This is a genomic window from Mycobacterium sp. NGS40, from assembly GCF_059812735.1.
This window is the reverse complement of the sequence record NZ_JCALDG010000014.1, coordinates 98,857-110,575: the sequence shown is the minus strand read 5'-3', so window position 1 is coordinate 110,575 and position 11,719 is coordinate 98,857. Positions and strand designations below refer to the sequence as shown.

Annotated in this window: 12 protein-coding genes and 1 other RNA gene; all 13 read left to right on the top strand. The window is 64.6% G+C overall.

Features of this window, described 5'->3' with window-relative positions; genetic code table 11:
• Positions 1 to 165: 165 nt before the first annotated feature.
• The 13 genes from prfB to AC5Y5O_RS21155 all read left to right on the top strand — a co-directional run bounded on the left by prfB (position 166) and on the right by AC5Y5O_RS21155 (position 11,226).
• Entirely contained in the window at positions 166 to 1,272 is a 1,107-nt protein-coding gene (prfB, locus tag AC5Y5O_RS21215; RefSeq protein ID WP_096285633.1) for a peptide chain release factor 2, read from the top strand.
• A complete protein-coding gene (locus tag AC5Y5O_RS21210; protein WP_243393804.1) occupies positions 1,262 to 2,242 on the top strand; it encodes a mechanosensitive ion channel family protein in 981 nt (326 codons plus the stop codon). The genes prfB and AC5Y5O_RS21210 overlap by 11 nt, the downstream gene beginning before the upstream one ends.
• Positions 2,239 to 2,712, top strand: coding sequence for an Rv3103c family proline-rich protein (locus AC5Y5O_RS21205; RefSeq protein ID WP_165796323.1), 474 nt, complete (start codon positions 2,239 to 2,241; stop codon positions 2,710 to 2,712). Before AC5Y5O_RS21210 ends, AC5Y5O_RS21205 begins: the two co-directional genes overlap by 4 nt.
• Before the next feature lie 44 nt (positions 2,713 to 2,756).
• The gene (gene ftsE / locus AC5Y5O_RS21200; RefSeq protein ID WP_096290928.1) at positions 2,757 to 3,446 is read left to right on the top strand and encodes a cell division ATP-binding protein FtsE; all 690 of its coding nucleotides are present in this window, start codon (positions 2,757 to 2,759) and stop codon (positions 3,444 to 3,446) included.
• Positions 3,446 to 4,339 carry a permease-like cell division protein FtsX gene (gene ftsX / locus AC5Y5O_RS21195; protein ID WP_096285637.1) on the top strand — a complete coding sequence of 298 codons (894 nt, stop codon included), beginning with the start codon at positions 3,446 to 3,448 and terminating at the stop codon, positions 4,337 to 4,339. Before ftsE ends, ftsX begins: the two co-directional genes overlap by 1 nt.
• Before the next feature lie 2 nt (positions 4,340 to 4,341).
• Positions 4,342 to 4,851 (top strand): SsrA-binding protein SmpB, encoded by a 510-nt coding sequence (smpB, locus tag AC5Y5O_RS21190; protein ID WP_096285639.1) that lies wholly within the window; start codon positions 4,342 to 4,344, stop codon positions 4,849 to 4,851.
• A complete protein-coding gene (locus AC5Y5O_RS21185; RefSeq protein WP_480212824.1) occupies positions 4,848 to 5,693 on the top strand; it encodes an EamA family transporter in 846 nt (281 codons plus the stop codon). The genes smpB and AC5Y5O_RS21185 overlap by 4 nt, the downstream gene beginning before the upstream one ends.
• 53 nt (positions 5,694 to 5,746) lie before the next feature.
• Positions 5,747 to 6,988, top strand: coding sequence for an AAA family ATPase (locus AC5Y5O_RS21180; RefSeq protein WP_096290930.1), 1,242 nt, complete (start codon positions 5,747 to 5,749; stop codon positions 6,986 to 6,988).
• Positions 6,989 to 6,994: 6 nt separating this feature from the next.
• Complete coding sequence (locus AC5Y5O_RS21175) at positions 6,995 to 8,032, top strand: tetratricopeptide repeat protein (RefSeq protein ID WP_096285641.1); 1,038 nt, start codon at positions 6,995 to 6,997, stop codon at positions 8,030 to 8,032.
• Between the two features lie 18 nt (positions 8,033 to 8,050).
• A complete protein-coding gene (locus tag AC5Y5O_RS21170) occupies positions 8,051 to 8,896 on the top strand; it encodes a maleylpyruvate isomerase family mycothiol-dependent enzyme (RefSeq protein WP_096285642.1) in 846 nt (281 codons plus the stop codon).
• Between the two features lie 115 nt (positions 8,897 to 9,011).
• Positions 9,012 to 9,378, top strand: a transfer-messenger RNA (tmRNA) gene (ssrA, locus tag AC5Y5O_RS21165).
• A 151-nt stretch (positions 9,379 to 9,529) separates the two neighbouring features.
• Entirely contained in the window at positions 9,530 to 9,904 is a 375-nt protein-coding gene (locus tag AC5Y5O_RS21160) for an FKBP-type peptidyl-prolyl cis-trans isomerase (protein WP_096285644.1), read from the top strand.
• A gap of 158 nt (positions 9,905 to 10,062) precedes the next feature.
• Positions 10,063 to 11,226 carry an aldose epimerase family protein gene (locus AC5Y5O_RS21155; RefSeq protein ID WP_500027237.1) on the top strand — a complete coding sequence of 388 codons (1,164 nt, stop codon included), beginning with the start codon at positions 10,063 to 10,065 and terminating at the stop codon, positions 11,224 to 11,226.
• Positions 11,227 to 11,719: the final 493 nt, after the last annotated feature.

Here is an 11,719-nt window from a genome sequence, read left to right as displayed (position 1 = left end):
TGCCCGGCCGCGACGCTAGGGGCTGAGAGCGGCTGGGCGTCGCAGTCGCGGGCGCACACGATGGTGATTCGATGCTAGACGGTGGACCCCGGCTGGTGGTCAAAGTGCCGCGCGTCGCGACCTGAGCATTCGCTGCCGACCAGCGCGCCGGTAACGTGGTCGGCTGTGGAACCCGACCGTCAAGCCGATATCGCCGCCCTCGACTCCGCCCTGACCACGGTGGAGAGGGTGCTCGATGTGGACGGTCTGCGCAGCCGCATCGAGAAGCTCGAACACGAGGCGTCCGATCCCAAGCTGTGGGACGACCAGGCCAACGCGCAGCGGGTGACCAGCGAGTTGTCACACACCCAGGGCGAGCTGCGCCGCATCGAGCAGTTGCGGCAACGGGTCGACGATCTGCCGGTGCTCTACGAGCTGGCCGCCGAGGAGGGCGGTGCCGACGAGCTGGCCGAAGCGGACGCCGAGCTGAAGGCGCTGCGTGCCGACATCGAAGCCGCCGAGGTGCGCACCCTGCTGTCGGGCGAGTACGACGAGCGCGAGGCGCTGGTGACCATCCGCTCCGGCGCGGGCGGGGTGGACGCCGCGGACTGGGCCGAGATGCTGATGCGGATGTATATCCGGTGGGCCGAGCAACACCACTACGGCGTCGAGGTGTTCGACACGTCCTACGCCGAAGAGGCCGGCATCAAAAGCGCCACCTTCGCCGTCCATGCGCCATTTGCCTACGGCACGTTGTCGGTGGAGCAGGGCACGCATCGGCTGGTGCGCATCAGCCCGTTCGACAACCAAAGCCGGCGCCAGACGTCGTTCGCCGAAGTCGAGGTGCTGCCGGTGGTGGAGACCACCGACCACATCGATATTCCGGAAGGCGATCTGCGCGTCGACGTGTACCGGTCCAGCGGTCCGGGCGGCCAGTCGGTGAACACCACCGACTCGGCGGTTCGACTCACCCACATCCCGACCGGTATCGTCGTGACTTGCCAGAACGAAAAGTCGCAATTGCAGAACAAAGTTGCGGCGATGCGGGTTCTCCAAGCAAAGTTGTTGGAGCGCAAGCGTTTAGAAGAACGTGCTGAGCTGGATGCGCTCAAAGGTGATGGCGGCAGCTCCTGGGGTAACCAGATGCGGTCCTACGTATTGCATCCGTATCAGATGGTCAAGGATCTGCGGACCGAGTACGAAGTCGGCAATCCGGCGGCCGTATTGGACGGAGACATCGACGGGTTCCTGGAAGCTGGGATCCGGTGGCGCAACCGAAAAGATGACGACTAATACAACTCTTGTTGCTATCGCGATGACGCAGCCGTGGCACAACTTTTGGCGCGGTCACATCGGAGGCTGGATTCTCGACCAGGGCCTGCGCGTCGTCATGTTGCTGATCGCGTCGGTGCTCGCGGTCCGCTTCGTGACCTGGGTGGCCCAGCAGGTCACCCGGCAGCTCGACGTGGGCTTCGCCGAGAGCGACGCCTTGGTGCGCTCGGAGGCGACCAAGCACCGCCAGGCGGTGGCCTCGGTGATTCAGTGGGTGTCGATCGTCCTGATCGCGATCTGGGGTGTCGTCCAGATCAGCGACGTGCTGAACTTTTCCGTCGGCGGCCTGGTCGCGCCCGCCACCGTCATCGGTGCGGCGCTGGGTTTCGGTGCTCAGCAGCTGGTCAAGGATCTGCTCTCCGGTTTTTTCATCATCGTCGAGAAGCAGTACGGCTTCGGTGACCTGGTCTCGCTGACCGTGGCCGGGGTCAACGCCGAGGCGCGCGGCACGGTGGAGAACGTGACGCTGCGGGTGACCCGGCTGCGTTCGTCGGACGGCGAGCTGTTCACCATCCCCAACGGTCAGATCGTCAAGACCGTCAACCTGTCCAAGGACTGGGCGCGAGCGGTGATCGACATCCCGGTCTCCACCAGCGCCGACCTCAACCGGGTCAACGAGGTTCTGCACGACGTGTGCGACCACGCCATGGACAATCCGTTGCTGGGCGAGTTGCTGCTGGACGCACCGACCCTGATGGGCCTGGAAAGCATTGAGGTGGACACGGTCACGCTGCGCATGGTGGCCCGCACGCTGCCCGGCAAACAGTTCGAGGCCGGCCGACAGCTGCGGGTGCTGATCATGCGGGCACTCGCCGGCGCCGGCATCGTCACCACGGCCGACGCGACGGTCAGCGTCGTTCAGGACGAAGCCAGCGTGGCGCAGTCCGCCGAAGAGCCGGATGAGCTCGCGCACGAGTCGGTGACGAAGTGAAGCTGACCCTCAACGTCCTCGAAAAGCACCGCGACGAGGACCGCCGCTGGCCGCGCTATGTGTTCGGCGGCCGGATGCGCACCTCGACGGTGGCGTTGATCCTCGCCTTCCTCGCGGTGTGGTGGGTCTACGACGCCAATCGGCCGGAGCCGGCGCCCAAGGCGCCGCCGACGCAGGTGGTGCCGCCGGGCTTCGTGCCCGACCCGAACTACACCTGGGTGCCGCGGACCAGGGTGCAACCACCGGTTAACACGTATGTGCCGACGCCGACCAGCACGGTGCCGCCGACCTCGACCACCACGCCGCCGCCCGAGCCGCCAACGACGACGACGTCACCGCCGCCTTTCCAGCTGCCCTGCCTGCTGCCGCCACCGTTCTGTCCGCCCAGCCCAAGCCCCACTTCACCGCCCCCGCAGCAACCGATGCTGGGGCCGGCGCCGTCGCCCACGTCGGCGCCACCGGCGCGCTGATCTTCGCGGTCCAGCGAAATTCACCGCTACACTGGCGTGCCGTGATGATCACCCTTGACCATGTCAGCAAGAAGTACAAAGCGTCGGCGCGTCCGGCGTTAGACGACGTCAACGTCAAAATCGACAAGGGTGAATTCGTCTTCCTGATCGGGCCCTCGGGTTCGGGCAAATCGACCTTCATGCGGCTGCTGCTGGCCGCGGAAACGCCGACCACTGGGGACGTGCGGGTCTCGAAGTTCCACGTCAACAAGCTGCCCGGCCGGCATGTGCCCAAGCTGCGCCAAGTGATCGGTTGCGTTTTTCAGGACTTTCGTCTGCTCCAACAAAAGACGGTGTACGAGAACGTCGCCTTCGCGCTGGAAGTCATCGGCAAGCGCGCCGATCAGATCAACCGGGTGGTACCCGACGTGCTTGAGACGGTCGGTTTGTCGGGCAAGGCCAACCGGCTGCCGGCCGAGCTGTCGGGTGGTGAGCAGCAGCGCGTCGCGATCGCGCGTGCGTTCGTCAACCGGCCGCTGGTGCTGCTGGCCGACGAGCCCACCGGAAACCTGGACCCCGACACCAGCAACGACATCATGGACCTGCTGGAGCGGATCAACCGCACCGGGACGACGGTGCTGATGGCGACGCACGACCACCACATCGTCGACTCGATGCGCCAGCGCGTCGTGGAGTTGTCGCTGGGTCGGCTGGTTCGCGACGAGCAGCGCGGCGTCTACGGGATGGACCGCTAGTGCGCTTCGGCTTCCTACTCAACGAGGTCCTCACCGGTCTTCGTCGCAATGTGACGATGACGGTCGCGATGATCCTGACGACCGCGATCTCGGTCGGCCTGTTCGGCGGTGGTCTGCTGGTGGTGCGGCTGGCCGAGCACTCCCGCGCCATCTACCTCGACCGCGTCGAGACGCAGGTCTTCCTCACCGACGACGTGTCCGCGAACGACCCGGCGTGCGGCACTAATCCGTGTAAGGCGCTGCGGACGAAGATCGAGGGCCGCGATGACGTCAAATCGGTTCGCTTTCTTAACCGTCAGGACGCCTACGACGACGCCATCCGAAAGTTCCCGCAGTACAAGGACGTTGCGGGCAAGGATTCGTTCCCCGCGTCTTTCATTGTCAAGTTGAACAATCCGGAGCAGCACAAGGACTTCGACCTTGCGATGCAGGGCCAGCCCGGAGTGCTCTCGGTGCTCAATCAGAAAGACCTGATCGACCGGCTGTTCGCGGTGCTGGACGGCTTGAGCAATGTCGCGTTCGCCGTCGCATTGGTGCAGGCTGTCGGCGCGATCTTGTTGATTGCCAACATGGTTCAGGTCGCGGCGTATACGCGGCGCACCGAGATCGGGATCATGCGCCTGGTGGGGGCAAGTCGCTGGTATACCCAGCTGCCATTCCTGGTTGAGGCGATGCTCGCGGCGGCCCTGGGTGTGGCGATTGCGGTCGGCGGCTTGATCGTGGTGCGCGCGCTGTTCCTGGACAACGCATTAAACCAGTTCTACCAAGCCAATCTGATCGCTCGCGTTGACTACGCCGACATCCTTTACATCTCACCGATTCTGTTCCTGCTCGGCGTGTCGATGGCAGGGATGACGGCTTACGCAACACTGCGCCTCTACGTACGGCGTTAGCTGTGGCCGCAAAGTCCAGTGGGGGCAAGGCCAGTGGTGGCAAGCAGGGCGGCAAGAAGATCGTGGCCTCCAATCGCAAGGCCCGGCACAACTACTCGATCCTGGAATCATTCGAGGCCGGAGTGGCTTTAGTCGGCACCGAGGTGAAAAGCCTACGGCTGGGCCAGGCTTCACTCGCCGACGCGTTCGCAACCGTCGACGACGGCGAAGTGTGGTTGCGTAACTTGCACATTCCGGAGTACGAACACGGTAGCTGGACGAACCATGATCCCCGTCGCAACCGGAAGTTGTTGTTACATAGGCGACAGATCGACACACTGATCGGAAAAATCCGCGATGGTAACCTGACGCTAGTGCCTCTGTCGCTCTACTTCTCTGAGGGCAAGGTCAAAGTAGAACTCGCACTAGCGCGAGGCAAGCAAGCACATGACAAGCGCCAGGACCTGGCGCGCCGTGACGCCCAGCGTGAAGTTTTGCGTGAACTGGGGCGACGAGCAAAGGGTATGAACTGATCGGAGCCGCGTACGCTCAGCTGTCTGCCGTGTCCTACGGCGTCAGCGATTTCGTGGGCGGCGTGGCAGCGCGACGAGTGGCAGCGCTGCGCGTGATGTTGGCGGCGTACCCGGTCGAGGCCGTGTTGCTCGGCGTGATCGCATTGTGCGCGGGCGGACCGATCCATTCCGGCGCGATCTTTTGGGGCAGCCTGTACGGCATCGGTCAGGCCTTCGGCATGTGGGCGTTCTACGCCGCGCTGGGGTCTGGGCCCATCTCGGTGGTCGCCCCCCTGGCGGGCGTGCTCAATGCCGCGGTCCCCGTGGCGGTCGGCATCGCGTTGGGGGAGAGACCCGGCCCGGCGGCGTCGGCCGGCGTGGTGCTGGCCATCGTCGCGGTGATGCTGGTCAGCCGTGAGGCCACCGTGGAAGGCAAGACGCGATTCCGCTTCACGCCCAAAATTGCCTGGCTGACCGTACTGGCCGGGTGTGCGTTCGGGCTGGACTTGGTGTTCCTGCACCAATCACCACACGACTCCAAGCTGTGGCCGTTGATGTTCGCGCGGTTGTCGGCCACGGTGGTGGTCACCGCGCTGGCCGCGTCCCGCCGCAGCTTGCAGCTGCCGCGTGGGGAGTCGATGAAGCTGGCGCTGGCCATTGCGCTGCTCGACATCTGCGCTCTGGTGACGCAACTGATAGCGCTGCAGTCGTGGCTGCTGTCGTTGGCCAGCATCATGATTTCGCTGTATCCCGCCGCCACCGTCGTCCTGGCGATGATGGTTCTGCGCGAGCGAGTGACTCGCTGGCAGGGGATCGGCATGGTGATGGCCATGGGATCGGTGGCCATGATCGCCGCCAACTAACTTCTGTTCTGCGACCTACTATGGTCCCGGCGGGACTAGGTCGGGAGAAGACGTTGGGTGAAGACCCTGTAATTCGCGAGTTGTCCGCTGCCGTGGAGCGCAGCCCCGACGTGGTCGAGTTGCGATTGCATCTGGCCGGCTTGCTGGCCGACCGAGGACGCTATGCCGAGGCGCTGGGACACTGCAGCGCGGCGCTGCACCAAGACGCCGGTAACGCCAACGCGCTGAGTCTGGTGCAGCGCTGCAGTACGGCGCTTGCCGCGCCCCCTCAGGCATCAGCCGACGGGACACCCGTGGCCGGGCGATCAGCCGGCGATGCCCAGTTCGATTGGTCCAGTGCCGAACGTCAGGTCGCCGACATCATCGAGCCGGCTTTCGTCGACGCGCCCGCCGACGTCGTCAACGAGGGCGACTTCGACGTTCTCGAGCGCAGCGGCGTACGGCTCGACGACGTCGCGGGCATGGCCGATGTCAAACGACAGATTGAACTTTCGCTGCTGGGCCCGATCCGCAATCCCGAGTTGATGAAGGCCTACAAGGTCTCAGCCCGCGGTGGCCTGTTGCTCTACGGGCCGCCCGGGTGCGGCAAAACCTATATCGCCAAGGCTATTTCGGGTGAACTCGGGGCGAACTTCTATCAGGTGGGGATTGCCGACGTTTTGCACCATTGGTTCGGGGAGAGCGAACGCAGCATCCGTTCGGTTTTCGATAGCGCGCGCCGCAACGCTCCCTGCGTGTTGTTCTTCGACGAACTGGACGCGTTGGGGCATCGGCGTTCGGCGTTGAGCGGAAGCTCCGGGATGCGGCCGGTGGTCAATACGTTGTTGGAGGAAATGGATTCGGCGACGTCGACCAACGACGGGGTGTATGTGCTCGGCGCCACGAATGCACCTTGGGATGTGGACCCCGCGCTGCGGCGGCCTGGCCGGTTCGACCGGATGGTCTTCGTGGGATTGCCCGATGCCGAAGCCAGGACGGGGATTCTGCGTTCGCACCTGAAGGATCGGCCGGTGGCGGGGATCGATTTGAAATCGATCGCGAAGCGCACGGACGGGTTTTCGGGTGCCGACCTCGCGCATGTGTGTGACAGCGCAACGCAATTGGCGATGTCGGCGTCGATGCGCAGCGGGCAGGTCCGCCCGGTGACGATGGCGGATGTGGACGAGGCGGCGGCGCAGATCCGTCCCAGCACCGGGCCGTGGTTCGAGGTCGCACGCAACATCGTCGAATTCGCCAACAACGACGGCACCTACGACGATCTGGCAAAATACCTGCGGCGCAGGAAAATTCGGTAACCGTCGATGACATCGGAGCCCGGTGTCGACCAAGCCGATCAGGCCATTCATGTTGCCGAGGCGTACTTCGACACCGAAAACTACGAACGCGGGCGTGAGGTTCTGCGCCGTTCGTTGTCGCAGAACCCGAACGATCCCGGTCTACTCGCTCAATACGCGCGCGCTGAATACCTGCTCGAAAACTATGACGGCGCCTCGCGCAGTGCGTACGCCGCTTTGGCCGCGGCGCCACAGCATGAGTTGGCCATGCGGATATATGCGTTGTCGCTCGAAGGCCTGGGCCGCCACGGCGACGCGCTGTGGATGGCATGGCAGGGAGTCAGGACTCATCCGAATGAGCCTCTGCAACACCGGGTTTACGCACGCCTGCTGCAGAAGTCCCATCAGCTGAATTCGGCGCTGGTGGTCGTCGACGAGGCGTTGCGTCTCGACCCCGCGAGCCCCGACGGTCTGGTTCTGCGCGGCTCGATCCTGCACGATCTGGGCCGCATCCGGGAATCGACGGACTCGTACCGGCAAGCGTTGGCGTTGGACGCAAACCACGCCGCGGCCCTGAACAACATGGCCGTCAATCGGTTGCAGCGCGGCAAGTTCGGCCACGCCCTGCGCGGGTTTCTCGGCGCCGCGGGCAGCGACCCGACGTTGGGTGATCTCGTCCGCCGCAATATCGGCGCGGTGCTGGCGAAGATGTTGCGTCGGCTGACCGTCGTCGCCACCGTGCTGGCGGTCCTGATCCAATTCGTCGGGTTCAACCACGGCGACGGTCATCCCACGGTAGTGCTGCGGGTGGCGACGGGAGTGGTGACCGCGGCGCTGATCGTCATTCTTGGCCGATTCCTGTCTGCCATCCCCCGCACGGTGCTCGCGTCGGTCTTAAGGGAGCGCGCCTTTGTCGTTGCCCGTCTGGTCCATGCGCTGCTGGTGATCGGCCTGGGAGCCTGTGTTACCGCGTTGGGCGGAATGACCTGGACGATCGCGGCGGCAGGCACCCTGATGATCGCCGGTCTGATTCTGGCGCGAGTGGGGCTAACGATCGGACGGTAATCGGCCTAGCATCCGACCATGACCACGCGTGCTGTTACCAGACTCGACAAATCCGACGTGCTCGACGGGCTGTTCGCCGTCTGGGACTCCATCGAAGCGCTACTCGGCGGGCTGTCCGAGGCCGACTGGCGGGCGCCGACGCCGTTGCCGGGCTGGGACGTACAGGGCGTCGCGTCGCACATCGTCGGCACCGAGTCATTCCTCGAGGGCATCGCCGCGCCCGAACCGGACATCGATGTCAAGACGCTCGACCATGTGCGCAACGACATCGGGGCAATGAACGAGTGCTGGGTCCGCCATCTCGGCACGCAACCCAGCAGCAGCGTGCTCGAGCGATTCCGTGCGGTGACCGAGGGACGCCGCAAGGCGTTGGAGGCGATGTCCGACGAGCAATGGAACGCCGAGACCTTCACGCCTGCCGGCCCCGAAAGTTATGGGCGGTTCATGCGAATCCGGGTCTTCGACTGCTGGATGCACGAGCAGGACATCCGCGTGGCGGTCCAGCGGCCGTCGTCGGATGCCGAGCTGAAGGGGGCCGCGTCGCGGCTGTCGCTGGATGAGGTCGCGGCCACCTTGGGGTTCGTGGTCGGCAAACTCGCGAAAGCGCCCGAGGGCTCCCGCATCCTGTTCGACCTGACCGGCCCGCTGGCGCGCAACATCCGGGTCAAGGTCGACGGACGCGCTGCGGTGGTGGATGACTTCGGCGGGCTGGAGCCGACCGCGACGGTCCGGGCGGACGCCCTGCAGTTCACCCGGCTCGCCGGGGGACGCCCGATGTGCCCGGCCCGCCCACAGGACGTCGAACTCGGTGGTGACAAGGACGTCGCCGCGCGGATCGTCGAGCGGCTGAACTTCGTGATCTGACCGCGTCCTGGTGCGGAACATAATTCCGTTGCCGCTCGTTAAGGCTGCCGTAGAATGGTTGTCCTGCCGAAAATCGGCAGGTGCAGAAAAGCTAGAGCGCGAAAACACAAGACAAGGGGCTGAACGGTTTCGACTTCGCGCATCGAATCAAGGGAAGCGTGCCGGTGCAGGCAAGAGACCACCGTAAGCGTCGTTGCAACCATATAAGCGCCGATTCTCATCAGCGCGACTACGCTCTCGCTGCCTAAGCGAAGCTAGTCTGTCGGACCGGGAACGCCCTCGCCCCGGACCCCGGCATCAGCTAGAGGGATCCACCGATGAGTCCGGTCGCGGGACTCATCGGGACACCAACAGCGACTGGGATCGTCATCCTGGCTAGTTCGCGTGATCAGGAGATCCGAGTAGAGGCATAGCGGACTGCGCACGGAGAAGCCTTGAGGGAATGCCGTAGGACCCGGGTTCGATTCCCGGCAGCTCCACCGAGAATGTGCTGGTCAGGGCCTCAAGGCTCTGACCAGTTTTCATTTTCATCACTATCTCATCGAACTGAGCTCGCCGGCGACGCTGAGTGCGCGCCCATCTTGAACCACCCGTCGGCAAGCCCGTCGGCGACCATCTGCCAGTGTGGTGAGCATGACTGCAAAGAAGCCTGAGATCGACTTCCCCGGCGGGGAGCCGCCCACCGACCTGGTCATCACCGACGTCGTAGTGGGCGACGGCACCGAGGCCACCTCCGGCAACACGGTGGTCGTGCACTACGTCGGCGTGGCGCACTCCACCGGCGAGGAGTTCGACGCTTCCTACAACCGCGGTGACCCGTTGACGTTCCAACTCGGCGTCGGCCAGGTCATCCAGGGCTGGGACCAAGGCGTGCAGGGCATGAAGGTCGGCGGCCGCCGACAGCTGCTTATCCCCGCCCACCTCGCCTACGGCGACCGTGGCGCCGGTGGCGTCATCAAGCCCGGCGAGTCGCTGATCTTCGTGGTGGATCTGCTCGAGGTCAGGTAGCTCGACCCGGGCTAGATAGGCGGTTCGGCCACTTGGCCAAGGCTTCCGGACCAGCCCTCCGTTGCCGGCTGCGGTTTGGCGGGTCGCGGCGGGCCAGGCACGAATTAATGTCCCCGACCACTGCGCACAGGTGGTTTGTACGAGTGCGAGGAGCGCCCGTGGGCGGCAATCGCTTGCTTCTGCTGATCGCGATCGCGGGCGTCGCTGGTTTGGCCGCATGTAGTACAAAGAGCACCACGCCCGCGGAGCCGCCGTCGATCGCCAGCGAGCCGTTCGGTCAGGCGGACGGGACCCCGGTGACCCGTTACACGCTCAACAACGGGCACGGCATGCGCGTGCGAATCCTGACCTATGGCGGCATCATTCAGACAATCGAGGTTCCCGATCGCACCGGCCGTGTCGGCAATGTGGTGCTGGGCTTTCCGACGCTTGACGGCTACCTCAACAACTCCGGAACCGCCAAGACTTATTTCGGCGCGATCATCGGCCGCTATGGCAACCGGATCGCCAAGGGGGCATTCTCGTTGAACGGCAACGAGTATCACGTGCCGATCAACAATAACGGCAACAGCCTGCATGGCGGCAGCGCGGGCTTCGATACGAAGGTGTGGCAGGCCAGTCCGCAGCACACTAGCGACAGCGTGAGCCTGAAGCTCCAATATGTCAGCCCCGCAGGCGAAATGGGCTACCCCGGAACACTGACGACCACGGTCACCTACACCTTGAACCAGAAGAACGAACTTCGCATCAACTACCACGCGACCACCGATGCGCCGACCGTGATCAATCTGACCAATCACAGCTACTTCAACCTGGCAGGTGAGGACACGCTCGACATCTACGGCCACCGGGTGACCATCCATGCCGACAACTACACGCCAACCGACTCCACGCAGATCCCTACCGGTCAGATCGCCCGGGTGCAGGGCACACCGTTCGATTTCACCTCAGCGACTGCGGTCGGTGCGCACATCGCCGCGAACGACCCACAGCTGTTGTCGGCCCACGGTTACGACCACAACTGGGTGATCAACCGCGGCAACAACACTGGGCTGGTGGAGGCGGCCAGGGCCGAGGATCCGCAGACGGGGCGTACCCTGACCGTCTCCACAACCGAGCCCGGTGTGCAGTTCTATACGTCGAACTTCATCGACGGGGCGTTCACGGGCACCAGCGGGCGCATCTACCGGCAGGGCGCGGGGTTCACGATGGAGACCCAGCACTACCCGGATTCGCCGAATCACGCGAACTTCCCGACCACCACGCTCAACCCGGGCCAGACCTACGACTCGACAACGGTTTTCGCCTTCGGCACGGAATGAGGGCCGGTGCGGCGCTCAATAAATGCCGTCGGGCCTGTGGGCCAGCGCGAATTTGAGGTTCGATTCCGACAGCTCCACCGAGAAGGTGCAGGTCACAGCGGCGGGTTGGATCGCGCCTGGGGTGAGCGGCTTTAATCGTCGTAAGGCGGCGACGTCACGTCGTGCACGCCCGACACCGCATCACGAGGAGCTTTCATGACTTACCGCCGTCTAGCTTGCGCGCTCGGCGCGGTGGTGGTGGCGGTGCTGGCGGCCCTCATTCCGGTCCAGGCCCATGGCCAACCGCCGACGAAGTGTCTGACCAACACTCAGACCGGAAAGCAGGTCTACGTGCCTTGCGATCTGCTCAATGCCGGCGCCAATTTCCCGCCGGGGCAGCGCTGTCCGCCACCGCTCGAGCAGTACCCGAAAGACGTGGCCGACTGGTGTGGCGTAGGCCCCGGCCTGGCGACTCCAACCTCCACCACGCCTACGACTCCGACAACCCCGACGA

Excerpts from the sequence above, each read along its gene's own strand:
- AC5Y5O_RS21210 (WP_243393804.1), top strand. The coding sequence starts at position 1,262 with ATGACGACTAATACAACTCTTGTTGCTATCGCGATGACGCAGCCGTGG.
- AC5Y5O_RS21175 (WP_096285641.1), top strand. The coding sequence starts at position 6,995 with ATGACATCGGAGCCCGGTGTCGACCAAGCCGATCAGGCCATTCATGTT.
- AC5Y5O_RS21160 (WP_096285644.1), top strand. The coding sequence starts at position 9,530 with ATGACTGCAAAGAAGCCTGAGATCGACTTCCCCGGCGGGGAGCCGCCC.
- ftsE (WP_096290928.1), top strand. The coding sequence starts at position 2,757 with ATGATCACCCTTGACCATGTCAGCAAGAAGTACAAAGCGTCGGCGCGT.
- AC5Y5O_RS21170 (WP_096285642.1), top strand. The coding sequence starts at position 8,051 with ATGACCACGCGTGCTGTTACCAGACTCGACAAATCCGACGTGCTCGAC.